This is a genomic window from Mycobacterium sp. TY815 (genome assembly GCF_030755135.1).
Taxonomy (GTDB): Bacteria; Actinomycetota; Actinomycetes; order Mycobacteriales; family Mycobacteriaceae; genus Mycobacterium.
In genome coordinates this window covers 210,986-236,578 of record NZ_JAUFRX010000003.1, presented here as the reverse complement: position 1 = coordinate 236,578, position 25,593 = coordinate 210,986, and the positions used below count along the sequence as shown (strand labels likewise).

Annotated in this window: 17 protein-coding genes and 1 tRNA gene; 7 read left to right on the top strand and 11 right to left on the bottom strand. The window is 71.3% G+C overall.

Annotated features, from left to right (window positions below):
• Positions 1-120: 120 nt before the first annotated feature.
• The 4 genes from QXK92_RS26830 to QXK92_RS26815 form a co-directional block, all read right to left on the bottom strand.
• Positions 121-11,604: a PE family protein gene (locus QXK92_RS26830; RefSeq protein ID WP_306246870.1), complete on the bottom strand. Its 11,484-nt coding sequence runs from the start codon at positions 11,602-11,604 to the stop codon at positions 121-123.
• Between the two features lie 773 nt (positions 11,605-12,377).
• Positions 12,378-12,467, bottom strand: a tRNA-Ser gene (locus tag QXK92_RS26825).
• A 29-nt stretch (positions 12,468-12,496) separates the two neighbouring features.
• Positions 12,497-12,955 carry a nucleoside deaminase gene (locus tag QXK92_RS26820; RefSeq protein WP_306247943.1) on the bottom strand — a complete coding sequence of 153 codons (459 nt, stop codon included), beginning with the start codon at positions 12,953-12,955 and terminating at the stop codon, positions 12,497-12,499.
• 14 nt (positions 12,956-12,969) lie between these two features.
• Entirely contained in the window at positions 12,970-13,491 is a 522-nt protein-coding gene (locus QXK92_RS26815; protein ID WP_306246868.1) for a tRNA adenosine deaminase-associated protein, read from the bottom strand.
• A 106-nt stretch (positions 13,492-13,597) separates the two neighbouring features.
• On the opposite strand from QXK92_RS26815, the gene QXK92_RS26810 reads away from it, so the two are divergent.
• On the top strand, positions 13,598-14,542 hold the full coding sequence (locus QXK92_RS26810) for a prephenate dehydrogenase (RefSeq protein WP_306247941.1): 945 nt from the start codon (positions 13,598-13,600) through the stop codon (positions 14,540-14,542).
• Here the strand turns inward: QXK92_RS26810 and QXK92_RS26805 are convergent.
• Genes QXK92_RS26805 through QXK92_RS26785 form a run of 5 tightly spaced genes read right to left on the bottom strand, consistent with a single transcriptional unit; the run spans position 14,505 to position 18,544 of the window.
• Positions 14,505-15,104 (bottom strand): putative glycolipid-binding domain-containing protein, encoded by a 600-nt coding sequence (locus QXK92_RS26805; RefSeq protein WP_306246866.1) that lies wholly within the window; start codon positions 15,102-15,104, stop codon positions 14,505-14,507. The two genes, QXK92_RS26810 and QXK92_RS26805, sit on opposite strands and share 38 nt — an antisense overlap.
• A 4-nt stretch (positions 15,105-15,108) precedes the next feature.
• Complete coding sequence (locus tag QXK92_RS26800) at positions 15,109-15,843, bottom strand: ABC transporter permease (protein ID WP_306246864.1); 735 nt, start codon at positions 15,841-15,843, stop codon at positions 15,109-15,111.
• The gene (locus QXK92_RS26795) at positions 15,840-16,508 is read right to left on the bottom strand and encodes an ABC transporter permease (RefSeq protein ID WP_306246862.1); all 669 of its coding nucleotides are present in this window, start codon (positions 16,506-16,508) and stop codon (positions 15,840-15,842) included. Before QXK92_RS26795 ends, QXK92_RS26800 begins: the two co-directional genes overlap by 4 nt.
• 4 nt (positions 16,509-16,512) lie before the next feature.
• A complete protein-coding gene (locus QXK92_RS26790; RefSeq protein ID WP_306246860.1) occupies positions 16,513-17,613 on the bottom strand; it encodes an ABC transporter ATP-binding protein in 1,101 nt (366 codons plus the stop codon).
• 1 nt (position 17,614) lies between these two features.
• Positions 17,615-18,544: an ABC transporter substrate-binding protein gene (locus QXK92_RS26785; RefSeq protein WP_306247939.1), complete on the bottom strand. Its 930-nt coding sequence runs from the start codon at positions 18,542-18,544 to the stop codon at positions 17,615-17,617.
• 108 nt (positions 18,545-18,652) lie between these two features.
• Here QXK92_RS26785 and QXK92_RS26780 point away from each other — a divergent pair, with 108 nt between their 5' ends.
• A complete protein-coding gene (locus QXK92_RS26780; RefSeq protein ID WP_306246858.1) occupies positions 18,653-19,024 on the top strand; it encodes a lipopolysaccharide assembly LapA domain-containing protein in 372 nt (123 codons plus the stop codon).
• Here QXK92_RS26780 and QXK92_RS26775 read toward each other — a convergent pair.
• Together QXK92_RS26775 and QXK92_RS26770 are read right to left on the bottom strand one after the other, a co-directional pair.
• Positions 19,021-20,067 carry a phosphotransferase family protein gene (locus QXK92_RS26775; RefSeq protein WP_306246856.1) on the bottom strand — a complete coding sequence of 349 codons (1,047 nt, stop codon included), beginning with the start codon at positions 20,065-20,067 and terminating at the stop codon, positions 19,021-19,023. The genes QXK92_RS26780 and QXK92_RS26775 overlap by 4 nt on opposite strands.
• A gap of 78 nt (positions 20,068-20,145) precedes the next feature.
• On the bottom strand, positions 20,146-20,754 hold the full coding sequence (locus QXK92_RS26770; protein ID WP_306246854.1) for a histidine phosphatase family protein: 609 nt from the start codon (positions 20,752-20,754) through the stop codon (positions 20,146-20,148).
• 87 nt (positions 20,755-20,841) lie between these two features.
• On the opposite strand from QXK92_RS26770, the gene QXK92_RS26765 reads away from it, so the two are divergent.
• From QXK92_RS26765 to QXK92_RS26745, 5 genes are read left to right on the top strand one after another with little or no spacing between them, the layout of a single operon-like run.
• Entirely contained in the window at positions 20,842-21,870 is a 1,029-nt protein-coding gene (locus QXK92_RS26765) for a phosphotransferase family protein (RefSeq protein WP_306246851.1), read from the top strand.
• A 1-nt stretch (position 21,871) separates the two neighbouring features.
• Complete coding sequence (locus QXK92_RS26760; protein ID WP_306246849.1) at positions 21,872-22,636, top strand: SDR family NAD(P)-dependent oxidoreductase; 765 nt, start codon at positions 21,872-21,874, stop codon at positions 22,634-22,636.
• Between the two features lie 16 nt (positions 22,637-22,652).
• Positions 22,653-23,960 carry an acyl-CoA dehydrogenase family protein gene (locus QXK92_RS26755; RefSeq protein ID WP_306246847.1) on the top strand — a complete coding sequence of 436 codons (1,308 nt, stop codon included), beginning with the start codon at positions 22,653-22,655 and terminating at the stop codon, positions 23,958-23,960.
• The gene (locus QXK92_RS26750) at positions 23,957-24,559 is read left to right on the top strand and encodes a TetR/AcrR family transcriptional regulator (RefSeq protein WP_306246845.1); all 603 of its coding nucleotides are present in this window, start codon (positions 23,957-23,959) and stop codon (positions 24,557-24,559) included. Before QXK92_RS26755 ends, QXK92_RS26750 begins: the two co-directional genes overlap by 4 nt.
• Positions 24,559-25,527 carry an NADPH:quinone oxidoreductase family protein gene (locus tag QXK92_RS26745; RefSeq protein ID WP_306246843.1) on the top strand — a complete coding sequence of 323 codons (969 nt, stop codon included), beginning with the start codon at positions 24,559-24,561 and terminating at the stop codon, positions 25,525-25,527. The genes QXK92_RS26750 and QXK92_RS26745 overlap by 1 nt, the downstream gene beginning before the upstream one ends.
• Positions 25,528-25,593: the final 66 nt, after the last annotated feature.

Here is a 25,593-nt window from a genome sequence, read left to right as displayed (position 1 = left end):
TGGATGGTTCCTTTCTCTGTCGGACTGAGATGAGCCTCGGTGGTTTGCGGAGTTCTCGCGTTTGACGGATCGGGAAGAGCGTCAGCCTCCTTTTACTTTCGCCGGTCGATGGGAACTGCCTCAGCCATTCAGACCTGGTTGGCCGGGGTTGCCGGAATCGGAAGGACTTCCGCCCGCGCCCTTCCCACCGGGGCCACCGGCCCCGCCGGCGCCGCCAAAGCCACCGATGACTCCCGTGCCGCCGTTGCCGCCATTTCCGCCGTCGCCGCCTGATCCGCCCAACTTGCCGTTGCCGCCCAGGCCACCGACTCCGCCCGTACCACCGCCACCTCCGGTGCCCCCTGCGGTGGCGGCACCACCATCACCGGCTCGACCGCCGGCTCCACCGGGGCCACCGACCGTGAAGAGATTGTCACCGTTGCCGCCGATGCCGCCGGTGCCGCCGGTGCCACCGACACCGCCGACGCCCCACTCTGTTCCGCCACCGGTACCGCCAGCTCCACCAGCGCCAGCGGTCCCGCCGTTGATGAAGATCGCTCCGCTGCCGCCGTTGCCGCCGGTGCCGCCCTTACCTCCGGCGCCGCCGACTCCGTTCCCGAATGCGAAGCCACCGTTGCCGCCCCGGCCGCCGACAACGCCGGTCTGGCCGCCAGCCGTCGTCGGGTGACCCGCGTTACCACCTGCCCCTCCGACGCCGCCGTTGCCGTATGTCCCGGTTGCTCCCGTGGCCCCGCCATCGGTGCCGGTACCACCTGCCCCGGCGAAACCACCCGAGCCGCCGGTGCCACCGGCACCGCCAGCCTGGGGGTTGATTGCATCACTGCCCGCCGCACCGGCACCACCGGTACCACCGGTGCCGCCCGCGCCGCCCTTGCCACCATTGCCGCCGCCGACCCCGTTCACGCCGGCGCCGCCGGCGCCACCCTTTCCGCCGTTGCCGCCTTGGGAGCCAAAGCCGCCGTTAGCTCCTGGGCTTCCACCATTGGCACCCGCGCCGCCCGTGCTTCCGTTGCCGCCGTCGCCGCCGGTACCGCCGTGGCCGTCGATGCCCGCGGCGCTGGCACCGTTGGAACCGGCCGACCCGGCCGCACCGCCAGCGCCGCCGTCGCCGCCATTCTGACGGATGCCGCTTGGGGGCAGCACGGAGTCACCACCGCGGCCCCCTGCGCCGCCGTAGCCACCGTCACCGTTACGTCCGCCGATACCCCCTCCGGCACCACCGTTACCGCCGGCGCCGCCGACGCCGCCGGTGCTGCCACCTGGGACACCAAAACCGCCGTTGCTGCCATTGGCGGCAGCTCCGCCGATGCCGCCGCCGCCGCCGGCCCCACCGTCACCCGCGATGCCGGCAGCACTGGTCGCTTGTCCGCCGGTGCCACCGCTCCCACCGGCACCGCCATTAGCGCCCAGCGTTCCACTGCCGTCGATACCCGCGCCGCCGAACCCGCCGGCTCCACCGGCGCCGCCGTCACCGCCGTTACCTGCGCCGCCCGACAAGTTCGTGCCTGCTGCGCCACCGGCGCCACCGGTGCCTCCGGCACCACCGACACCGGCCACGCCGTTGCTTGAGCCACCAGCCCCACCCAGCCCGCCGGCACCACCTGCGCCGCCGTCGCCGTTGACGCCCCCGGGGCCGCCGGCGTTGCCGCCAGTACCACCGGCACCACCGGTGCCGCCCTTGCCACCGGCTACACCGGAACTGAACCCGCCGCTGAGGCCGTCGCCGCCCTTGCCGCCCGTACCGGCATTACCGCCATCACCGCCGAGACCCGCCGCCCCGGCACCGCCGCCAGCCGCGCCCCCGACACCGCCGTTGCCACCTGCGCCACCAGCACCGGCCGTGGTCAGGCTCAGGCCACCCACGCCGCCCGCCCCGCCGGCCCCGCCATCGCCACCGTTGCCGTTGACACCCCCGGCACCGGCGCTGCCACCGGCGCCACCGGCGCCACCGGCCCCACCGGCAAATCCAGCCTGGCCTCCCACGCCAGCTCCGTTATCACCCACACCACCAGCACCGCCCGCGCCGCCAGTGCCGCCGGTACCGGCGTTGCCCGCTATGCCGCCGGTGCCGCCGCTACCCGCGGCGCCCCCTGCACCCGCATTACCGCCTGCGCCACCCGTGCCGCCGTTACCACCGGTGACGAATTGACCGACTCCGCTGCCGCCGTTGCCGCCCTTGCCGCCGATGCCGCCGTTGCCACCGATGCCGCCACTGCCGTTAGTGCCGCCGGTACCGGCACCGGCGTTGCCACCGGCCCCACCAGCACCGCCCTGGCCACCCGCGGCACCCGCATCGCCGATGACTCCGGCCCCGGATCCGGCCGCCCCGAAACCACCCGCACCGCCGACACCACCAGTGCCACCAGTGCCGCCGTCACCGGACTTGCCGGCCGCACCGGTCACCGAACCGGCACCACCGGCACCCGCTGCACCGCCCTGGCCACCGGCGCCACCGTCGCCACCCTGACCGCCATAGAGGCCCTGGTTGGCACTGTTATCAATCCCGGCCGCACCCGCGCCGCCGTGACCACCCACACCGCCGGTGCCACCAATACCGCCGGCGCCCTGGACCCCGCCGGTCCCAGCACCGGCAGCGCCACCGACACCACCGGCACCGCCCTGACCACCCGCGGCACCCGCATCGCCGATGACTCCGGCCCCGGACCCGGCCGCCCCGAAACCGCCCGCACCGCCGAAACCACCGGTGCCGCCGGTGCCACCCGAGCCGGACTTACCGGCCGCACCGGTCACCGACCCGGCGCCACCAGCTCCGGCGTCACCGCCGACTCCGCCGGCGCCACCGGTGCCGCCGGCCCCACCGACCACCCCAGCCAACCCACTGTTATCCCGGCCGCCGCCGCCGAACCCGCCGGTGCCACCGACACCACCGTCACCACCGGCCCCGCCGGCGCCCTGCACCCCGCCGGTCCCGGCACCCGCAGCGCCACCCACACCACCGGTGCCACCCGCCCCGCCGGCGCCACCAGCAAACCCGGACCCGCCCTCAGGGGCCCCACCAATACCGAAACCACCGGCCCCGCCGACACCACCAGTGCCACCGGCGCCACCAGAGCCCGACTTACCCGCCGCACCGGTCACCGACCCGGCGCCACCACCCCCGGCGTTACCGCCGACACCACCAGTGCCGCCGGTGCCGCCGACCCCACCAGTGGCGCCTTGCACCGCGCTATCGATACCGGCCCCGCCGGTGCCGCCCTTACCGCCCACACCGCCATCACCACCGAGACCACCAGCGCCCTGGACCCCGCCGGTCCCGGCACCGGCAGCGCCACCGGCACCACCAAAGCCGCCCTGGCCACCCGCAGCACCCTCACCGCCGGTGCCGCCGCCGGCCAACCCGGCCGACCCGTAGCCACCCGTCCCGCCGACACCACCAGTGCCACCGACACCACCATCACCGGACTTGCCGGCCGCCCCCACGGTCGAGCCGGCGCCACCGGCACCCGCGGCGCCACCGACACCGCCGGCACCACCGTCACCACCCTGACCGCCGTAAAGACCCTGATAGGCGCTGTTATCGATGCCGGCAGCGCCCGCGCCTCCCGTACCGCCCGTACCACCTGTGCCACCGATACCGCCGGCGCCCTGGACCCCGCCAGCACCGGCACCGGCAGCGCCACCCACACCCCCGGTGCCACCAGCCCCGCCCGCGGCACCAGCAAACCCGGACCCGCCCTCAGGGGCCCCACCAATACCGAAACCACCCGCCCCGCCGACACCGCCAGTGCCACCAGTGCCGCCGTCACCGGACTTACCCGCCGCACCGGTCACCGACCCGGCGCCACCGACCCCGGCGTTGCCGCCGACGCCACCCGCACCGCCGGTGCCGCCGACCCCACCCGCAGCGGCTTGCACCGCACTGTTATCGACACCGGCGCCGCCGGTGCCGCCCTTGCCGCCCACACCGCCATCACCACCGAGACCACCAGCGCCCTGGACCCCGCCGGTCCCGGCACCCGCAGCCCCACCGGCACCACCAAAGCCGCCCTGGCCACCCGCAGCGCCCTGACCACCGGTCCCGCCGCCAGCCGCCCCGGCCGCGCCGAAGCCACCGGTCCCGCCGACACCACCAGTGCCACCGACACCGCCATCACCGGACTTGCCGGCCGCCCCCACGGTCGAGCCGGCGCCACCAGCACCCGCGGCGCCACCGACACCGCCGGCACCACCGTCACCACCCTGACCGCCGTAAAGACCCTGATAGGCGCTGTTATCGAGCCCGGCCGCACCCGCACCGCCGTGACCGCCCACACCACCGCCGCCCCCGGCACCACCAGCACCCTGGACCCCGCCGGTCCCGGCACCCGCGGCGCCACCAGCACCACCGGCACCGCCTTGGCCACCGGCGGCACCCGCCTCTCCGGTGCCTCCGGGCGTGGCCGCATTCGCCCCGAAACCGCCGGCACCGCCGCCGCCACCACCACCGCCGGCACCACCGTTACCGGACTTGCCCGCCGCACCGCTCACCGAGCCGGCGCCACCAGCACCGGCGTCACCACCCTGGCCACCGGCTCCACCAGTGCCGCCGATGCCACCGGCCACCCCGGCCAACGCACTGTTATCCGCCCCGGCGCCCCCGGCGCCCCCGCCGCCACCGACACCACCGTCACCACCGACACCACCAGCACCCTGGACCCCGCCGGTCCCGGCACCCGCAGCGCCACCGACACCACCGGTGCCACCGGCCCCGCCCGCGGCACCAGCAAACCCGGCCCCGCCCTCGGGGGCCCCACCGATACCGAAGCCACCGGCCCCGCCGACACCACCGGTGCCACCGGTGCCACCGGAACCCGACTTACCCGCCGCACCGGTCACCGACCCGGCGCCACCAGCACCGGCGTCACCACCGACACCGCCGGCACCACCGGTGCCGCCGATGCCACCGGCCACCCCGGCCAACCCACTGTTATCCCGCCCGGCGCCACCGAACCCACCGGTGCCACCCACACCACCATCACCACCGGCACCGCCGGCGCCCTGCACCCCACCGGTCCCGCCACCGGCGGCGCCACCCACACCCCCGGTGCCACCCGCCCCGCCGGCGCCACCGGTGAACCCGGACCCGCCTTCGGGGGCGCCACCGATACCGAAGCCACCGGCCCCGCCGACACCGCCAGTGCCACCGGTGCCACCGGAGCCGGACTTGCCGGCCGCACCCACGGTCGAGCCGGCGCCACCGACCCCGGCGTTACCGCCGACCCCACCCGCACCGCCGGTGCCGCCGACCCCACCCGCAGCGCCTTGCACCGCGCTATCGACACCGGCCCCGCCGGTGCCGCCCTTGCCGCCCACACCGCCATCACCACCGAGACCACCAGCGCCCTGGACCCCGCCGGTCCCGGCACCCGCAGCCCCACCGGCACCACCAAAGCCGCCCTGGCCACCCGCAGCGCCCTGACCACCGGTGCCGCCGCCAGCCGCCCCGGCCGCGCCGAAGCCACCGGTCCCGCCGACACCACCGGTGCCACCGACACCGCCATCACCGGACTGACCCGCTGCACCCACGGTCGAGCCGGCGCCACCAGCACCGGCGGCGCCACCGACACCGCCGGCACCACCGTCACCACCCTGACCGCCGTAAAGACCCTGATAGGCGCTGTTATCGAGCCCGGCCGCACCCGCACCGCCGTGACCGCCCACACCACCGCCGCCCCCGGCACCACCAGCACCCTGGACCCCGCCGGTCCCGGCACCCGCGGCGCCACCAGCACCACCAGCACCGCCCTGGCCACCCGCGGCACCCACCTCACCAGTGGCCCCGGGCGTGGCCCCAACCGCCCCGAAACCACCGCCACCACCAACACCACCAGCGCCACCGGCACCGCCAGAGCCCGACTGACCCGCCGCACCGGTCACCGACCCGGCGCCACCAGCCCCGGCGTCACCACCGACACCGCCGGCACCACCGGTGCCGCCGACCCCACCAGCGACACCGTGCACCGCACTGTTATCCACACCCACGCCACCGGCACCACCGGTGCCGCCCACACCGCCGCCGCCCCCGGCACCACCAGCACCCTGGACCCCGCCGGTCCCGGCACCCGCAGCGCCACCAGCACCACCGGCACCGCCTTGGCCACCGGCGGCACCCGCCTCTCCGGTGCCTCCGGGCGTGGCCGCATTCGCCCCGAAACCGCCGGCACCGCCGCCACCACCACCACCGCCGGCACCACCGTCACCGGACTTGCCCGCCGCACCGCTCACCGTGCCGGCGCCACCAGCACCGGCGTCACCACCCTGGCCACCGGCCCCACCGGCCCCGCCGATGCCACCGGCCACCCCGGCCAACGCACTGTTATCCGCCCCGGCGCCCCCGGCGCCCCCGCCGCCACCGACACCACCGTCACCACCGACACCACCAGCACCCTGGACCCCGCCGGTCCCGGCACCCGCGGCGCCACCGACACCACCGGTGCCACCGGCCCCGCCCGCGGCACCAGCAAACCCGGCCCCGCCCTCGGGGGCCCCACCGATACCGAAGCCACCGGCACCGCCGACACCACCGGTGCCACCGGTGCCACCGGAACCCGACTTACCCGCCGCACCGGTCACCGAGCCGGCGCCACCAGCACCGGCGTCACCACCGACACCGCCGGCACCACCGGTGCCGCCGATGCCACCGGCCACCCCGGCCAACCCACTGTTATCCCGCCCGGCGCCACCGAACCCACCGGTGCCACCCACACCACCATCACCACCGGCACCGCCGGCGCCCTGCACCCCACCGGTCCCGCCACCGGCGGCGCCACCCACACCCCCGGTGCCACCCGCCCCGCCGGCGCCACCGGTGAACCCGGACCCGCCTTCGGGGGCCCCACCGATACCGAAGCCACCGGCCCCGCCGACACCGCCAGTGCCACCGGTGCCACCGGAACCGGACTTGCCGGCCGCACCCACGCTCGAGCCGGCGCCACCGACCCCGGCGTTACCGCCGACCCCACCCGCACCGCCGGTGCCGCCGACCCCACCCGCAGCGCCTTGCACCGCGCTATCGACACCGGCCCCACCGGTGCCGCCCTTGCCGCCCACACCGCCATCACCACCGAGACCACCAGCGCCCTGGACCCCGCCGGTCCCGGCACCCGCAGCCCCACCGGCACCACCAAAGCCGCCCTGGCCACCCGCAGCGCCCTCACCACCGGTCCCGCCGCCAGCCGCCCCGGCCGCGCCGAAGCCACCCGTCCCGCCGACACCACCAGTGCCACCGACACCGCCATCACCGGACTGACCCGCTGCACCCACGGTCGAGCCGGCGCCACCAGCACCGGCGGCGCCACCGACACCGCCGGCACCACCGTCACCACCCTGACCGCCGTAAAGACCCTGATAGGCGCTGTTATCGAGCCCGGCCGCACCCGCACCGCCGTGACCGCCCACACCACCGCCGCCCCCGGCACCACCAGCACCCTGGACCCCGCCGGTCCCGGCACCCGCAGCGCCACCAGCACCACCAGCACCGCCCTGGCCACCCGCGGCACCTACCTCACCAGTGGCCCCGGGCGTGGCCCCAACCGCCCCGAAACCACCGCCACCACCAACACCACCAGCGCCACCGACACCGCCAGAGCCCGACTGACCCGCCGCACCGGTCACCGACCCGGCGCCACCAGCCCCGGCGTCACCACCGACACCGCCGGCACCACCGGTGCCGCCGACCCCACCAGCGACACCGTGCACCGCACTGTTATCCACACCCACGCCACCGGCACCACCGGTGCCGCCCACACCGCCGCCGCCCCCGGCACCACCAGCACCCTGGACCCCGCCGGTCCCGGCACCCGCAGCGCCACCAGCACCACCGGCACCGCCTTGGCCACCGGCGGCACCCGCCTCTCCGGTGCCTCCGGGCGTGGCCGCATTCGCCCCGAAACCGCCGGCACCGCCGCCACCACCACCACCGCCGGCACCACCGTCACCGGACTTGCCCGCCGCACCGCTCACCGAGCCGGCGCCACCAGCACCGGCGTCACCACCCTGGCCACCGGCTCCACCAGTGCCGCCGATGCCACCGGCCACCCCGGCCAACGCACTGTTATCCGCCCCGGCGCCCCCGGCGCCCCCGCCGCCACCGACACCACCGTCACCACCGACACCACCAGCACCCTGGACCCCGCCGGTCCCGGCACCCGCAGCGCCACCGACACCACCGGTGCCACCGGCCCCGCCCGCGGCACCAGCAAACCCGGCCCCGCCCTCGGGGGCCCCACCGATACCGAAGCCACCGGCCCCGCCGACACCACCGGTGCCACCGGTGCCACCGGAACCCGACTTACCCGCCGCACCGGTCACCGACCCGGCGCCACCAGCACCGGCGTCACCACCGACACCGCCGGCACCACCGGTGCCGCCGATGCCACCGGCCACCCCGGCCAACCCACTGTTATCCCGCCCGGCGCCACCGAACCCACCGGTGCCACCCACACCACCATCACCACCGGCACCGCCGGCGCCCTGCACCCCACCGGTCCCGCCACCGGCGGCGCCACCCACACCCCCGGTGCCACCCGCCCCGCCGGCGCCACCGGTGAACCCGGACCCGCCTTCGGGGGCCCCACCGATACCGAAGCCACCGGCCCCGCCGACACCACCAGTGCCACCGGTGCCACCGGAACCGGACTTGCCGGCCGCACCCACGCTCGAGCCGGCGCCACCGACCCCGGCGTTACCGCCGACCCCACCCGCACCGCCGGTGCCACCGACCCCACCCGCAGCGCCCTGGACCGCGCTATCGACACCGGCCCCACCGGTGCCGCCCTTGCCGCCCACACCGCCATCACCACCGAGACCACCAGCGCCCTGGACCCCGCCGGTCCCGGCACCCGCAGCCCCACCGGCACCACCCGTGCCACCCGCCCCGCCGGCGCCGCCGGTAAACCCGGCCCCGCCCTCCGGGGCCCCACCAATACCGAAGCCACCGCCACCACCGACACCACCGGTGCCACCGGTGCCGCCGGAGCCCGACTTACCCGCGGCACCGACCGTCGAGCCGGCACCACCCACCCCGGCGTTACCGCCGACACCACCAGCACCACCGGTGCCGCCGACCCCACCAGTAGCCCCCTGCACCGCACTATCGACACCGGCCCCGCCGGTCCCGCCCTTACCGCCCACACCGCCATCACCACCGAGACCGCCGACGCCCTGGACCCCGCCGGTCCCGGCACCGGCAGCGCCGCCGGCACCACCGGCACCGCCCTGACCACCCGCAGCACCCACCTCACCGGTGCCTCCAGCCGTGGCCGCATTCGCCCCGAAACCGCCGGCACCGCCGCCGCCACCACCACCACCGACACCGCCCGAGCCGGACTTACCGGCCGCACCGCTCACCGAGCCGGCGCCACCAGCACCGCCGTCACCACCCTGGCCGCCAGCACCACCGGTGCCGCCAACCCCACCGGCGGCGCCTTGCACCGCACTGTTATCCACACCCACGCCACCGGCACCACCGGTGCCGCCCACACCGCCGCCGCCGCCGGCCCCGCCCGCGCCCTGGACCCCGCCCACACCAGCACCTGCAGCGCCACCGGCACCACCAGCACCGCCGTGGCCACCGGAGGCACCCGCATCGCCGGTGCCTCCGGCCGTGGCCGCATTCGCCCCGAAGCCGCCCGCACCGCCGCCACCACCGGCGCCACCGGTGCCACCGGCGCCCGACTTACCCGCCGCACCCACGGTCGACCCGGCGCCGCCAGCACCCGCGTCGCCGCCGACACCACCGGCACCACCAGTGCCGCCGACACCACCAGCGGCCCCTTGCACCGCAGTGTTATCCACACCCACACCACCGACACCACCGGTGCCACCCACACCACCGCCGCCACCGGCACCACCCGCGCCTTGAGACCCGCCAGCACCGGCACCCGCGGCGCCACCGGCACCACCGGCACCGCCGTGGCCACCGGCGGCACCCGCATCGCCGGTGCCTCCGGCCGTGACCGCATTCGCCCCGAAGCCACCCGCACCGCCGCCACCACCAGCGCCACCCGTACCACCCGAACCCGACTTACCCGCTGCACCGGTCACCGACCCGGCGCCACCAGCACCGGCATCGCCACCCTGGCCGCCGGCACCACCGGTCCCGCCGGTCCCGCCGGCCACACCGGCCAGCGCGCTGTTGTCCACCCCCGCGGCACCGGCACCGCCATGACCACCCACACCACCGCCGCCACCGGCACCACCCGCGCCCTGCACCCCGCCAGCACCAGCACCCGCGGCGCCACCGGCACCACCAGCACCGCCGTGGCCACCGGCGGCACCCGCATCGCCGGTGCCTCCGGCCGTGGCCGCATTCGCCCCGAAGCCGCCCGCACCGCCGCCACCGCCAGCGCCACCCGTGCCGCCCGAGCCCGACTTACCCGCCGCTCCGGTCACCGACCCGGCGCCACCGGCACCGGCGCTGCCGCCGACACCGCCGGCACCACCGGTTCCGCCGACACCACCAGCCACCCCGGCCAACGCACTGTTGTCCACACCCGCGCCACCGACGCCACCGGTGCCACCCACGCCACCATCACCACCAGCCCCGCCGACTCCCTGTCCGCCGGCGTTACCCAGCAGCAGGCCACCCGAGCCACCTGCGCCCCCCGCCCCCGCAGCGCCTCCCGCGCCGCCGTCCCCGCCAGTGCCCCCGGCAATACCAAGCCCAACGCCACCGCCGCCAGCACCGCCGCCACCACCTGCGCCGCCAGCCCCGCCGGCCCCACCCGTGCCACCCGCGCCGAACAACAGCGATCCGCTGCCACCGCCGACACCGCCAGCGCCACCACTGCCAGCCACGCCACCCGTACCGCCCACGGCGCCTGGTGCTGCGCTATCCATGCCAGCCCCACCGTGGCCGCCGACTCCGCCGGCGCCGCCGGCCCCACCGGCCCCGAAGAACAACGAGCGCGCCACACCACCGACGCCACCGGCCCCGCCGTTACCGGCGATGCCGCCCGAGCCACCACCGATACCCCCGGCGCCACCGACACCGCCGGCGCCGCCTGCACCCCACAACCAGCCGCCGCTGCCACCGGCGCCACCAACTCCGCCCGCCATGCCGACCGCACCGGCGCCACCGGCGCCACCGACACCGCCGGTACCGACGAGGCCGGCAGCACCACCAGCTCCGCCATTGAGTCCTGTTGATCCGGACCCACCATTGCCGCCGTTGCCCCACAGGAGACCGCCGGCACCGCCGGCCTGCCCTGTTCCCGGCGCTCCATCAACACCATTACCGATCAGTGGACGACCGAGTAGCGCCTGAGTAGGAGCGTTGATTACCCCCAAGATCTGCTGCTCTACGGCCTGCAGCGGCCCCGCATTAGCCGCCTCAGCCAACCCGTATGTACCCGCGCTCGCAGTCAGCATCCGGATGAAGTCGTCATGGAACACGGCCACCCGCGCGCCCGCCACCTGATACTCCCGACCAAGCGAACCGAAGAGCTCCGCGATCGCCGCCGACACCTCATCACCCGCCGCCGGCAGCACCTCCGCCGTCGCCCCCCAAGCCGCCAGGTTGGCTTGCCTCAGGCCCGCACCCATCGTGGCTAGATTTCCAGCAGCCGCACTCAGGGAATCCGTAGAAGCGAAAACGAAAGACATCAGACAACCCCTTAGTCGCGGCCAGAATATGAAGAGACGAGGCCAGGAGAAATGGCACTCAGAGCGCACCCTACTCATGATTTTTTAGTTGCGATATAGATCACAAGATTTTCATCTGTGCTGCTAGATAGCCATGTTATGCACTATCTTTTCGAGCGTCTCAGATGAGCCGCGGATGTCTTGGGTGGGTCTTTTGTGACCGATTTCGGCGCCACCAAGATTGGCGATTTGCCGTATTCATTGAGCCTTGTTTGTCGCCCGTGAGAGTAATTTTTATCAAATACTTTGGAAATGTCGCGGATACGACATTTCCGTCTCAAGCCTCGCGGGCGCCCCGTTTATATGAGGTGCGCACGCAGAGACGCTGCGTCGGGTCCAGGAACCTCACCCTGCTCGGGAGGACTGGTCGACGCGGTGGCCGGCATGGGGGGGACAGTGATGGCGTGTCAGCAAGCCGTCGAGCTGACGTAGCTACGACCGTCGACACCAGCCGAGTCCCGGATCAAGCGAAGGGTAAGTGTTCACGACACAGTGATAGACGAGGTCATTGGTGACACCTGGGCAGACGACGGATGAGCCGCGTCCGCAGCTCCTAGCACCACCGCCGAATTCGGACTTCTGGCCGCCACCTCACCGGCTCCGAGCCCTGCTCGGTGAAAACCCATCACCCTGAGCAGCCAGCCCATCGACCCGGCCACAGGGACGGGCCTCACCAACAGAAAAACCCCGGCCGATGGCCGGGGAATCTGTAACCGATGACGCGACTCATCACATGGCGGTGGCGGAGGGATTTGAACCCTCGGACGGTTTTAGCCGTCACACGCTTTCGAGGCGTGCTCCTTAGGCCGCTCGGACACGCCACCGCCGAGCAGCTTACCGAACCACCCGCCGCTCACCCCAATCGCTGCCGGGCGAAGAACTCCTCGAGCGGCGCGGCGCACTCCGAGGCCAGCACCCCACCACGAACTTCGGGCCGATGATTGAGCCGGCGATCGCGCACCACATCCCACAGCGAGCCGACCGCGCCGGTCTTGGGCTCCCAGGCGCCGAATACCAGCCGAGCCACCCTGGCCAGCACCAACGCCCCAGCGCACATGGTGCACGGTTCGACGGTGACCGCCAGCGTCGCGCCTTCCAGCCGCCACCCGTCGCCCAGCTCGCGCGCGGCCTGCCGCAACGCCAGGATCTCCGCGTGGGCGGTGGGATCGCCGTCGGCTTCGCGGGCATTGACCGCCTGAGCCAACAAGGCCCCGTCGGGTCCGACGACGACGGCGCCGATCGGCACGTCACGAGGTCCGGCGGTCCTAGCGACCGCCAACGCGGCGCGGATCAGCTCCTCGTCGGAAGCCATCACCGACCGGCGAATCACCGACCGAGACGGTCGATCACCGCCGACAGCTGCTCGGCGAACCCCATCTCGCGAGCGATGCGGCCGAGTTGCTCGTCGGCATAGAGGTCGGTCTCGTCGAGGATGACCCCCAGCACCGCCTCGGGCAGCCCGATATCGGACAGCAACCCCAGGTCGCCCTCCTCGAACGGTTCGGCCTCCTCGAGATCTTCGGGATCGATCTCGGCATCCAGGCTGTCCAGCACCTCGGCGGCGATGTCGTAATCCAGCGCGGCGGTGGCATCAGAGAGCAGCAACCGGGTCCCGGATGGCGCCGGACGCACGATGACAAAGAATTCATCGTCGACGTCCAACAAGCCGAAGACGGCGCCCGAACTTCGCAGCTCCCGCAGTTCGGTCTCGGCGGCCGACAAACTGGTCAGCGCTCTAGGGCCCAGTGGCGCACAGCGCCACTTGCCCTCTTCGCGTACGACCGCGACGCCGAAGCCGTCGGGGGTGTCCGTGGACGGGCCTGCTGCTGAAGCCCGTTGTGCTCCCATGGCCGCCTACGCTAGTCCCTGACCTGGCCGGTGGCCAGATGAAGCGGTCCCAAGCGATCCGTCGCCGGTCGACCTGTGCCAACCTTGCACTGTGGCGAAGACACCGGTGTGCATTCTGGGGCTGGGTCTGATCGGCGGTTCGATTATGCGGGCCGCTGCCGGGGCGGGCCGTGAAGTATTCGGCTACAACCGTTCGGTGGAAGGCGCGCACGGCGCCCAGGCCGACGGGTTCGACGCCTCCACCGACCTCAGCGCCACCCTGGCCCGTGCCGCCGCCAAGGACGCCCTGATCGTGCTGGCCGTGCCCATGCCGGCGCTGCCCGGCATGCTGGCCCACATCGGCGACCTGGCCCCGGACTGCCCCCTGACCGATGTCACCAGCGTCAAGAAGGCGGTACTCGACGAGGTTATTGCCGCCGGCCTGCTAACGCGCTTCGTCGGGGGCCACCCGATGACCGGCACCGCGCACTCGGGCTGGACGGCCGGCCACGGCGGCTTGTTCAACCGGGCGCCCTGGGTGGTCAGTGTGGACGACCACGTCGACCCACACGTCTGGACGATGGTGACGGAGCTGGCCCTGGACTGCGGGGCGGTGGTGGTGCCCGCGAAATCCGACGAGCACGACGCCGCGGCGGCCGCCATCTCGCATCTGCCGCACCTACTCGCCGAGGCGCTGGCGATCACCGCCGCCGAGGTTCCGCTGGCGTTCGCACTGGCCGCGGGCTCGTTCCGGGACGCGACCCGGGTGGCGGGCACGGCGCCGGACCTGGTGCGGGCGATGTGTGAGGCCAACACCAGCCAGCTGACGCCAGCCACCGACCGGATCATCGAACTACTCGGACGCGCCCGCGAGTCACTGGCGCACAACGGCTCGGTAGCCGACCTGGTCGATGAGGGTCACGCCGCGCGCACGCGCTACGAGAGCTTCCCGCGCTCCGACATCGTCACCGTCGTCGTGGGCGCCGACGGATGGCGCCAGCAGCTAGCCGCGGCCGGCCGGGCCGGCGGGGTGATCAGATCCGCTCTGCCAACCCTGGATAGTCGACGATGAACCCGTCGGCGTCCACGACCACGGTGGTGTCAGCCACCGGCGACCGCAGTTTGATCGCATCCAGCCGGCCCTCACTGGTGTAGCTGACGGTCGCCGCGTCGACGGTCATCTCCGGCACATTCACGTAGACCATCGGCAGGACTACGGAGTCCGCCCGCTCGTGAATACCGAGCCGCCGGATAGGCAGTGCGTTGAAGAACGGACTGAACACCAGGTCGACGTCCAGGGCGCCGTTGTACCCGGAGCGTCGCTCCCCCTGATGATCGGTGATCAACCACATGTTCTCTTCGTCACGCGCGATGGCGAGCTGGCGTTCCCGCTCGGCGAGCGTCACCGTCAGGCCGAACCGCTTGGTCGCGCCCTTCTCGTCGGTCTGCAGTTCGTAGAAGGCCCCGAAGGCGGGATTGGTTGCGGTGGCCGCGGCCACGATACGGCCGTTGGCCTTGATTCTCTTGCCTGACAACTGGATTCGCACAGATTCCATGCGCGAAATGTCCTGCGCACGCCAGGTCAGCATCTGCGGCCAGGCGCTAGGAGTCGGTTCAGAGGGGGCTGCGGTCACGCCTCTACCGTAGGACCTGTTGGTCCACGGCGGCAGGTTTGTCCCCAACTGAGACATCACAGCACCGATTGCTACAGCTCAGCCGCCCGCTGCCCGGCGCCGAAGCCCACACCGCCACCGCCATCAGCCCGTCCAGGATCAGCGCCAACGCGGCCACCATCAGCGCACCGACGAGTGCGATGTGAAACTGGCGCTCTTTGATGCCGTCGATCAGGTAGCGGCCCAGTCCACCGAGGCTCGCGTAGGCGGCGACTGTGGCGGTGGCCACCACCTGCAGGGTCGCGTTGCGCAGGCCGCCCAGGATCAACGGCAACGCGTTGGGCACCTCGACCCGCAGCAGCACCTGGTGTTCGGCCATGCCAATGGCGCGTGCGGCGTCGACTACCAGCCGATCGACACCGGCGACGCCGGCGTACGCGCCGGCCAGCACTGACGGGATGCCCAGCAGCATCAGCGCCACAATCGGGGGCCCCAGTCCCAGCCCGTACACCAGCACCCCGAGCAGCAGCACGCCCAGCGTCGGCAACGCGCGCAGTCCGTTGACCGCGCCCACCACGAGTAACTGCCCGCGCCCGGTGTGCCCGATGACCAACCCCACCGGGAGGGCGATGACGGCCGAGGCGACCACGGCCAGTGCCGTGTATTCCAGGTGTTCGCCGATGCGGGCGGCCAAGCCGGCCGGGCCGGTCCAGTTGCTCGCGGTGGTGAGGAAGGACACCGCCTGTGCGACGAAGTTCATCGGGCGCCACCGACGATCGGGGACCGGAGGCGGCGGCCGTGCTCCCACGGCGTCGCCAGACGGCCGAGGATGCTGATCGTCGTGTCGACAACCACCGCGAGCGTGAACATCGCGATGATGCCGGCGACGATCTGCTCGCTCTTGTTCATCTGGAATCCCGCGGTGAACCAGGTGCCGAGCCCGCCGATGCCGATCACCGAGCCGACCGACACCATCGCGATGTTGGTCACCACCACCACCCGAAGGCCGGCCACCAGTACCGGAACAGACAGCGGCAGTTCAACTTTCAGCATCCGGGCCACCGGCCCGTAGCCGACCGCGACGGCCGCCTCGCGCAACTGCGCCGGTACCGCGTCCAGCGCCTCGAGAACCGCCCTGACCATCAGGGCGGTGGTGTAGGCACTCAGCGCGACGATCACATTCACTTCGTCGAGGATCCGTGTTCCGATGATCAGCGGCAGCACGACGAACAGTGCCAGGGACGGAATGGTGAAAACGACGCTCGCGGTCAGCGTCGTCAACCGGCGCGGCACCGGCGCGCGCTGCACCAGCAGACCGATCGGCACCGCAATTGCCAGCCCGATCAACACAGGCAGCAGCGACAGCCGCAGATGGACGACGGTCAGCGCCCACGCGGTGCCCAGATGCGTCAGCAGGTAGTTCATCGGGTTAGCCCTGCACCCGTCTGCGCGCCTGGGCCGCGGCCAGCACGTCAGTGGCCAGGACGCCTCCGACGACCTTCTCCGCGCGGTCGACGGCGACACCGACCGACGACGGCGACGACAGCGCCGCATCGAGGGCCTGGCTGAGGTTGCCGTCGACGTGAAACACCGAACCCACCGATGTCATCGCCTCGGTCAAAGGTTGGCCGCCGCGGTGCCGGCGCAGTCCGTCGGCATCGATCCAGCCTTGCGCCGCGCCGCCGTCGTCGACGACCAGCGCCCACCCATCCGGGAGTGCGGCACTCGCCAGTCCGGCAGCCGGGATCCGCTGGATCTCATGCAGCGGCAGTCCGGTCGCGTCGAGGAGTTGCAGCCACCGGTAGCCGCGCCCGAGGCCGATGAACCTGGCGACGAAGTCGTTGGCCGGCCGGGCGAGCAACCGTGCCGGCTCGTCGTATTGCTGTAGAACACCACCTGATCCGAACACGGCGACGCGGTCGGCGAGCCGGAGCGCCTCGTCGATGTCGTGGGTGACGAAAACGATGGTTTTGCGCAATTCGCTTTGCAGCCGCAGAATTTCGTTCTGCAAAGTGTGGCGGACCACCGGGTCGACGGCGGAGAATGCCTCGTCCATCAACAGAATCGGCGGGTCGGCGGCCAGTGCCCGTGCCACTCCTACCCGCTGTTGTTCGCCGCCGGAAAGTTGCGCGGGATACCGCGACGCGAGCTTCGGATTCAGCCCGACACGTTCGAGTACCTGGTAGGCAGCGGCGCGGGCCGCGCGCCGGGACTGACCGCAGAGCACCGGCACCGTGGCCACGTTGTCGATAACCCGTTGGTGGGGCATCAAACCCGCGCTCTGGATGACGTAGCCGATGCCGCGGCGCAGTCGCACCGGGCTGACCGACGAGACGTCCTTGCCGTCGACGGTCACGGTGCCCGACGTGGGATCAACCATCCGGTTGATCATGCGTAGCGCGGTGGTCTTCCCGCAGCCGGACGAGCCGACGAAGACCGTCAGCTTGCCTTCCGGCACATGCAGACTCAACCGGTCTACCGCCGTTGCGCCGCCGGCGAAAACCTTGCTGACGTTGTCGAAGGTGATCACATCAGCGCTCGATCGGCCGATCGAAACCGTTGTCGTGCACCCATTTCCGGGCCGCTTCGTCGGGATCGACGCCACCGTTGCCGAAGACCGCCGCGTTGAGTTTGGCGATACCGCCGGTGGTCAGCTTCGCCGAGACCGCATCGAGCACCTCCTTGAGGCGGTCCGACTTCTTCTGCGAATTAACCAGCGGCACAATGTTTCCGGCCAGAAAGTTGTGCTCAGGATCCTCCAGCGCCACCAGGTGATCCTGCACCACGGCCGGCGAGGTACTGAAAATGTTGGCGGCGGTCGCCGATCCGTCCACCAACGCCCGCACCGTCACCGGGCCGCCGCCGTCGTTGATCGTCATGAAGTTGCCGGAACTGATATCGAGTCCGTACTTCTGCTTGAGCCCGATCAGCCCGGACGGACGGGTCGCGAAGGCTGACGGCGCGGCGAAACGCACCTCGGCGGAATGCGCAGCGAGGTCCCCGATCGTCTTGAGGCTCCACTTGGCGGCGGTGGCGGCGGTGACTGTGACGGTGTCGGTATCCGAAGCAGGCGACGGAGTGAGAATGGAGAGGTCACCGGGCAGCCGCTGATAGAGCTGCAACTCGACCGCGTCGAGAACGGTGGCCTTTGAGTCCGGCTCGAAGTAGAGCAGCAGATTGCCGATGTACTCCGGAACCAGGTCGATGGAATGGTCTTTGAGCGCCGGGATATACGTCTCCCGGCTGCCGATGCCCATTCTCCGTCCGACGTCGAAGCCGTTGGCATGCAGTGCCTGCGCGTAGATTTCGGCGACGATCTGCGATTCCGGGAAGTCGCCGGATCCCACCACGATGGACCTGGGGCCACCCGCGCCGGATCCGAACGGATCGGGATTGCCGCACGCCGCAATCGGGTATCCGAGCAGCAACACAATCGCGGCGAGTGTTGCCCGCCGCAGCATTTCCACCCTGACGAGACTACGTTGCCGCGATGCCGCCGCAGCCGAGCATGCGAGGAGTTTTCCTGTGGTTTGGTTTCATTCCGTGCCGTATGGGTCAAAGATGGACTCATGACCAGCACCTCTCCTGGCTCGCTTCCGCCGGATGCACCTCGGCCCGACCACTCGCCGTCCCGCAAGACGCCGCCGCCGCAGTCCCGTCCACTGCCCAAGGACAAGGCCTCCGCCTTCACCCGCGCCGGTGCGCTGTGGTCGTCGCTGATCGTCGGGTTCCTGATCCTGATCCTGCTGCTGGTCTTCATCGCGCAGAACACGGCGTCCACCGCGTTCACCTTCCTCGGCTGGCACTGGACGCTGCCGCTGGGAGTGGCGATCCTGCTGGCCGCCGTCGTGGGCGGGCTGATCACCGTTGCCGTGGGTACGGCCCGGATCGTTCAGCTGCGCCGCGCGGCCAAGAAGAACCTGACCGCCGCGCACCGCTAGGTGAGCCTGGCGATCTCGGCGAGTCCGCGCGAGATCAGCGGCGCCACCACCTCGGGAGCGTCGGCGGACGCCTCCTGCCCGTCGGCTTCCTCGGACATGCGCCGACGAAAGTCGATGCCCGCGGCGATGATGGCGAGCTTGAAGTACGCCAGGGCCATGTAGAACTCCCACTGGCCCAGCGGCTGCCCGGACACCAGTGAATACCGGTCGGCCAGCTCATCGGCCGACGGCAGCAGCGGAGACGTCCAAGCGGCCGGAGTGTCGATGATCAGGTCCAGTGCCGGGTCCCGGTAGACGCACATCAGGGCCGCGTCGCTGATCGGATCCCCCAGAGTCGAAAGCTCCCAGTCGACGACCGCACGCACGATGGTCGGGTCCTCCGAATCGAGGATGGTGTTGTCGATCCGGTAGTCGCCGTGCACGATCGACGTCCGGCTCTGCTGCGGAATGGCTTGCTGCAGCGCCGAATGCAACCGTTCGACGTCGTCGTCGCGGCGGTCTTCTGGTAACCGCACCAGCTCCCATTGCGAGCCCCACCGGCGTACCTGGCGTTCCAGGTAGCCGTCGGGCCTGCCGAAGTCGCTGAGCCCGACGGAGGCCGGGTCGATGCTGTGCAGGTCGACGAGCACCCGGATCAGCGAATCCACGCAGCCGTCGATGGCGCGGCGCCCCAGCGATTCCAGCTGTGAGCGCCGGCGCACCACCTGCCCGTCGACGAATTCGACGATCTGGAATGGCGCACCCAGCACCGTGTCGTCCTCACACAGGGCGATCGCACGCGCCACCGGCACCGCGGTGTCCTGCAGCGCGGCCACCACCTTGAACTCACGGGCCATGTCGTGCGCCGAGGGCGTCAGGCCGTGCAGTGGCGGACGCCGCACCAGCCAGCTCGTCGCATCGTCATAGACGCGGAAGGTCAGATTGGAGCGGCCGCCGGAGATGAACTCACCGCGCAGCTCGCCGGTGCGCGGGACGTCCAGCGAACGCAGATACCCGTCCAACGCCGCCAGCTCGAGGCCGTCAAGTCGGTCCACCGAAGTCACCGCACTTGTTTACCATTCACTCCTCAGGATCAAATCGTTCGCTCCTCCGCACGCCGCTACACGGCGCGCATCGTCGACTCACCCGCGCAGGTTTCGGGGCAGCAGATCCCACACATGCTCCGTCGCGTTGACCGTCGCCACCGTCGCCTGCCCGGTCCGGGAGAACAGCAGCCGGGTCACCGAGGCATAGTCGATGGGAAACGACAGCAACCGCGCGGTCCCCAGAATCTCGTGCAGCACCACATTGATCACACCGCCGTGGCTGAACGCGGCGATGGTCTCGTCGGGGTCGGCGGCAGCCACCAGGTCGTCGATCGCGCCGCGAACCCGGGCACGGAAGGCGTCCTCGTCGACGGCAGACGGCAGGTGTCCCTGCGCCATGCGAGCCCATTCCTGCGGGAACTCGGTTCGGATCTGTTCGATCGGAATGTAGGACGTCAGGTCCCGGTCGTATTCAGCCAGCCGGTCCTCGATATCGATGCTCAGGTCGCGAGCCTTCGCCAGCGGCTCGGCGGTCTGGATCGCGCGGCGTTGCGGGCTGCTGACGACACGAGAGATGGGAAACCGGGCTAGCGCCTCAGGCAGCCGCGCCACCTGCTGCAATCCGGTCTCGGACAGGTCGGGATCGGCACCCTCGCCGTGTTCGCTGCGCAGCGGCAATGCGTGGCGGACCAGAAGGAGTTGCATCTGCCCAGCCTCGCACGCGGGCGTTCGGGGTCTTGCCGGCCTTATGGAGAATGCTATTCTCCATAGAGAGAGCGGGGTGTGCGGAGCATGGTGGCTGCGAGTAGGACCGAACTGGATGCCGGCGTTCTGGGACGCTGGCTCGACTCCAAGGACGCGGCGGGGCACGGCGAACAGACCGTCCTCAACCAGCTCAGCGGCGGCTCGCAGAACACGCTGTATCTGGTTGAGCGCGGCCCGGAGCGGATGGTGCTACGGATGCCCGGCCCGCGCGCAGACGCCGCGCGCCTTGACGGCCTGCTCCGCGAGATCCGGCTGGTGCGGGCCCTGTCGGGCACCGACGTGCCGCATGCGGAGTTGATCGCCGCCGACGACACCGGCTCGGTGCTGGGTATGCCGTTCTACGTGATGAGCGCGATCGACGGCTGGAGTCCGATGGACGGCGGCTGGCGGGCGCCGTTCGACACCGACCTCGCGGCTCGTCGCGAGCTGGCGTTCCAGCTCGTCGAAGGCGCCGCCAAGCTGGGCCGGGTGGACTGGCGCGCCCAGGGCCTGGAAGGTTTCGGCCGCCCGGACGGCTTCCACGAACGACAGGTCGACCGCTGGCTGGCCTTCCTCGACTCGTACAAGGTGCGGGAGCTGCCGGGACTGGACGAGGCCGCGGAGTGGCTACGGCGCAACCGGCCCGCGCACTACACGCCCGGCATCATGCACGGCGACTACCAGTTCGCGAACGTGATGTTCGCGCACGGGGCACCGGCCCGGCTGGCCGCGATCGTGGACTGGGAGATGACGACCGTCGGCGACCCGCTGCTGGACCTGGCGTGGGCGCTGCTCGGCTACGACGGGGAGGAGCCGCGCGCCGGCGGGTTCTACCTCGACATGGCCGGCATGCCGCGGCGCAGCGAATTGCTGTCGCACTACGAGTCGATCAGCGGACTGTCTACCGAGAACATCGACTACTACCTGGTGCTGGCAAACTGGAAGCTCGGCATCGTGCTGGAGAAGACATACGCCGCGGGCGTTCGGACCGGGAAGGTGGACCCCAAGATCAAAGACGCATTCGGGTCGATGATCCCGCAGCTGATCGCCACCGCCGCAGAATTGGCACGGTCCTGAAATGGGTTACGCTGACCAGCTTTTCGACCTCACTGACAGGGTGGTGCTGATCACTGGCGGTAGCAGGGGCCTGGGCCGGGAGATGGCCTTCGGCATGGCGCGCTGCGGTGCCGACGTGGTGATCGCCAGCCGCAACATGGACAACTGCGTGGCCGTGGCCAAGGAGATCGAGGCCGAGACGGGCCGCACCGCCATGCCGTACCAGGTGCACGTCGGCCGGTGGGACCAACTCGACGGGCTGGTGGAGGCCACCTACGACGCCTTCGGCAAGGTCGACACCCTGGTCAACAACGCCGGCATGTCGCCGCTGTACGGCAAGCTGTCCGAGGTCAGCGAGAAGCTCTACGATTCGGTGTTCAACCTGAATCTCAAAGGGCCATTTCGCCTTTCGGCGTTGGTGGGGGAACGGATGGTGGCCGCCGGAGGCGGCTCGATCATCAATGTGAGTTCGGCCGGCTCGCTGCGACCGAGCCCGGACATCATTCCCTACGCCTCGGCCAAGGCCGGACTCAACGCGATGACGGAGGGCTTCGCGCGCGCATTCGGCCCAACGGTGCGGGTGAACACACTCATGGCCGGGCCGTTCCTGACCGACGTCAGCAAGGCCTGGAACCTCGAGGAGCGTGACACCAACATGTTCGGGCACCTGTCGCTGCGACGCGCCGGCAATCCCCCCGAAATCGTCGGCGCCGCTCTCTTTCTGGCGTCGGACGCGTCCAGTTTCACCACCGGCTCCATCGTGCGGGCCGACGGCGGCATTCCCTGACGAGAGGAGCACTTCGATGGCATGGGACTTCTCCACTGAGCCGGAGTTCGAAAAGAAGCTCGAGTGGGTCCGCGCGTTTGTGCGCGACGAAGTGGAACCGCTCGAAGTGCTCTTTCCCGGCTGTGAATTCCTGCCGCTGAATGAGGAACGCCGCCGCATCGTCGATCCACTCAAGCAGCAGGTCCGCGATCAGGGTTTGTGGGCACCGCATCTGGGTCCCGAACTCGGGGGGCAGGGCTTCGGCGCGGTCAAGCTGACCCTCATCAACGAGATCCTGGGCCGCAGCCCGTGGGCGCCCATCATCTTCGGAACGCAGGCCCCCGACACGGGCAACGCGGAGATCCTGGCCCGCTTCGGCACCCAGGAACAGAAGGACCGGTACCTGGCCGGCCTGTTGTCCGGAGAGATCTTCTCCTGCTTCTCGATGACCGAACCGCAGGGCGGCGCCGATCCGCGGGTCTTCACCACCCGGGCGGTGCGTGACGGTGACGACTGGGTGATCACCGGCCAGAAGTTCTTCTCCTCCAACGCTTCTGTCGCATCGTTCTTCATCGTCGTCGCCATCAGCGACCCGGATGTGCCGGTGCACCACGGCGCGTCCACGTTTCTGATCCCGGCGGGGACACCGGGCCTGACCATCGAAGCCAACCACCACCTCGTCGGGTCCGACCCGCACGAACCGGGCCATGCGCTGGTGCGCTACAACGACGTGCGGGTCGGCCCCGACGCGCTGTTGGGTGAACCGGGCCAGGGCTTTCTGATTCTGCAGACGCGCTTGGCCGGCGGACGTTTGCACCACGCCATGCGCTCCATCGGGATGGCGCAGCGGGCCATCGAGATGATGTCGCGCCGGGCGAAAAGCCGTTTCACACAGGGTAGTTCGCTGGCGGACAAGCAACTGGTGCAGGAGTTCATCGCCGACTCGCACACCGAGTTGATTCCGTTCCGGCTGACGGTACTGCACGCCGCCTGGCTGATCGACAACGGCGACGAACGCGCGGCCCGCGCCGAGATCGGGGTCTGCAAGATCCTGGCCTCCCAGGTGCTGAAATCCATTGCGCTGCGGGCTATTCAGGTCCACGGCGCGCTCGGGCTCAGCGATCAGCTGCCGCTGGTCAACGTGCTGCTGGGCGGCATCGCGCTCGGTCTGGCCGATGGACCGACCGAGGCGCACAAGGTCAACCTGGCCCGGATGCTCTTGAAGGGTTACGAAGCCGAAGAAGGCGAGTGGCCCAGCGAGATGCTCGACGTCCGGCGTGAGGCGGCCCGCAAGAAGTACGCCGGCGTGATCGATCGTGTTCCGGCACTGCCTGATTCGCCGTGAGCGACCGGGTGACCGCGGCCGTCGAGCGTGCCCTCGACGACCGGCAGCGTGCCGCTGCCGAGGAGGTGGAACGGATCCTGGCCGCCGCGGTACGGGTGATGCAGCGGGTGGCGCCCGAACCGCCCCGCGTCAGCGACATCGTCGCCGAGGCCGGGTCGTCGAACAAAGCGTTCTACCGGTACTTCGCCGGCAAGGACGAGCTCATCCTGGCGGTGATGGAACGCGGGGTGGGAATCGTGGTGTCCTATCTGCAGCACCAGATGGCCAAGGAGACCCGGCCGCAGGACCGGGTGGCCCGCTGGATCGAAGGCACACTGGCGCAGGTCGCCGATCCGCATCTGATCAGCATGAGCCGCGCGGCGGCCGGGCAGGTGTCGAACTGGCTGGCCGCCGACCGGGAGATGATGCGGCCGCTGCGTGAGCTGCTGGTCGAGCCGGTGACCGCGCTCGGCAGCACCGACGTCGAGCGTGACGTCGAGGCGGTTTACGGTGGCACGGTCGCGGTGATGCGACGGTACGTCGGGTCGGCCGACCGGCCGGGCCGGGAAGACATCGAGCACCTGGTGAAGTTCTGCCTGCTCGGGCTGGGAGTCCGTTGATGCGCGCCATTCTCTGCAATGCCTACGGCCCACCGGAGGACCTGGTGCTCGCCGAGGTTGCCGACCCGGTGCCCGCCCCGGGTCAGGTGCTGGTGCGGGTGCACGCGGCGGCGGTGAATTTTCCCGATGTGCTGTTCATCGCGGGCAAGTACCAGGTCAAGATTCCGCCGCCGTTCATCCCCGGCAACGAGATCGCCGGCGAGGTGGTGGCCGTCGGGACCGGCGCATCGTTGCACCCGGGCCAGCGGGTATTCGGCACCACCTTCGGAGCGTTCGCCGAGTTGGCGGTGCTGGATGCCACGACGGCCGAAGCGGTGCCCGACGGCGTCGATTTCGGCTCTGCCGCGGCTTTCGGGGTGACCTACCGGACGGCGTACCACGCGCTGCGTTCGGTCGCCCAGGTCGCCCCGGGTGATTGGGTGGTGGTGCTGGGGGCGGCGGGAGGAGTCGGCCTGGCCGCGGTAGATCTGGCAGTCGCGATGGGCGCCCGGGTGCTGGCGGCGGCATCCACTCCGAAGAAACTGGACCTGTGCCGCGAGCGCGGCGCCGAGGCCACCGTCGATTACGACAATGAGGACCTGAAGCTACGCATCCGGGAGCTGACCGGCGACAGCGCGCGCGTCGTCCTGGACCCGGTGGGCGGCTCCTACGCGGAGCCCGCGTTGCGGGGGCTGGCCCGCGGCGGCATGTTCGTCACGCTCGGCTACGCGGCCGGATCCATCCCGGCCATTCCGCTGAATCTGGTGATGCTCAAGGACATCACCGTGCGCGGCATGGAGATCCGCACCTTTATGGGCGACTATCCCGACGAGTGCGCCCGCGACCTCGCCGAACTGTCGCAGTTGTTCGCCGACGGAAAGATCCGGCCCTACATCGGTGCGCGGTTCCCGCTGGCGGAAACCGCTGCGGCACTGCGCTTCGTGGCCGACCGCAAGGTGCTGGGCAAGGTGATCATCGACGTCGCTTGAGGGTTACCCCTCCATCGCGAGCAGACGCAGAATCGTCCGGGAGCGTCCGCTCCAGGACGATTTTGC

What these genes read in the sequence shown, in the direction of transcription:
- QXK92_RS26830 (WP_306246870.1), bottom strand. Translation starts at nt 11,604, where the DNA reads ATGTCTTTCGTTTTCGCTTCTACGGATTCCCTGAGTGCGGCTGCTGGA.
- QXK92_RS26820 (WP_306247943.1), bottom strand. Translation starts at nt 12,955, where the DNA reads ATGGCTTCCGACGAGGAGCTGATCCGCGCCGCGTTGGCGGTCGCTAGG.
- QXK92_RS26815 (WP_306246868.1), bottom strand. Translation starts at nt 13,491, where the DNA reads ATGGGAGCACAACGGGCTTCAGCAGCAGGCCCGTCCACGGACACCCCC.
- QXK92_RS26800 (WP_306246864.1), bottom strand. Translation starts at nt 15,843, where the DNA reads ATGAACTTCGTCGCACAGGCGGTGTCCTTCCTCACCACCGCGAGCAAC.
- QXK92_RS26795 (WP_306246862.1), bottom strand. Translation starts at nt 16,508, where the DNA reads ATGAACTACCTGCTGACGCATCTGGGCACCGCGTGGGCGCTGACCGTC.
- QXK92_RS26785 (WP_306247939.1), bottom strand. Translation starts at nt 18,544, where the DNA reads ATGCTGCGGCGGGCAACACTCGCCGCGATTGTGTTGCTGCTCGGATAC.
- QXK92_RS26780 (WP_306246858.1), top strand. Translation starts at nt 18,653, where the DNA reads ATGACCAGCACCTCTCCTGGCTCGCTTCCGCCGGATGCACCTCGGCCC.
- QXK92_RS26770 (WP_306246854.1), bottom strand. Translation starts at nt 20,754, where the DNA reads ATGCAACTCCTTCTGGTCCGCCACGCATTGCCGCTGCGCAGCGAACAC.
- QXK92_RS26765 (WP_306246851.1), top strand. Translation starts at nt 20,842, where the DNA reads ATGGTGGCTGCGAGTAGGACCGAACTGGATGCCGGCGTTCTGGGACGC.
- QXK92_RS26760 (WP_306246849.1), top strand. Translation starts at nt 21,872, where the DNA reads ATGGGTTACGCTGACCAGCTTTTCGACCTCACTGACAGGGTGGTGCTG.
- QXK92_RS26755 (WP_306246847.1), top strand. Translation starts at nt 22,653, where the DNA reads ATGGCATGGGACTTCTCCACTGAGCCGGAGTTCGAAAAGAAGCTCGAG.
- QXK92_RS26745 (WP_306246843.1), top strand. Translation starts at nt 24,559, where the DNA reads ATGCGCGCCATTCTCTGCAATGCCTACGGCCCACCGGAGGACCTGGTG.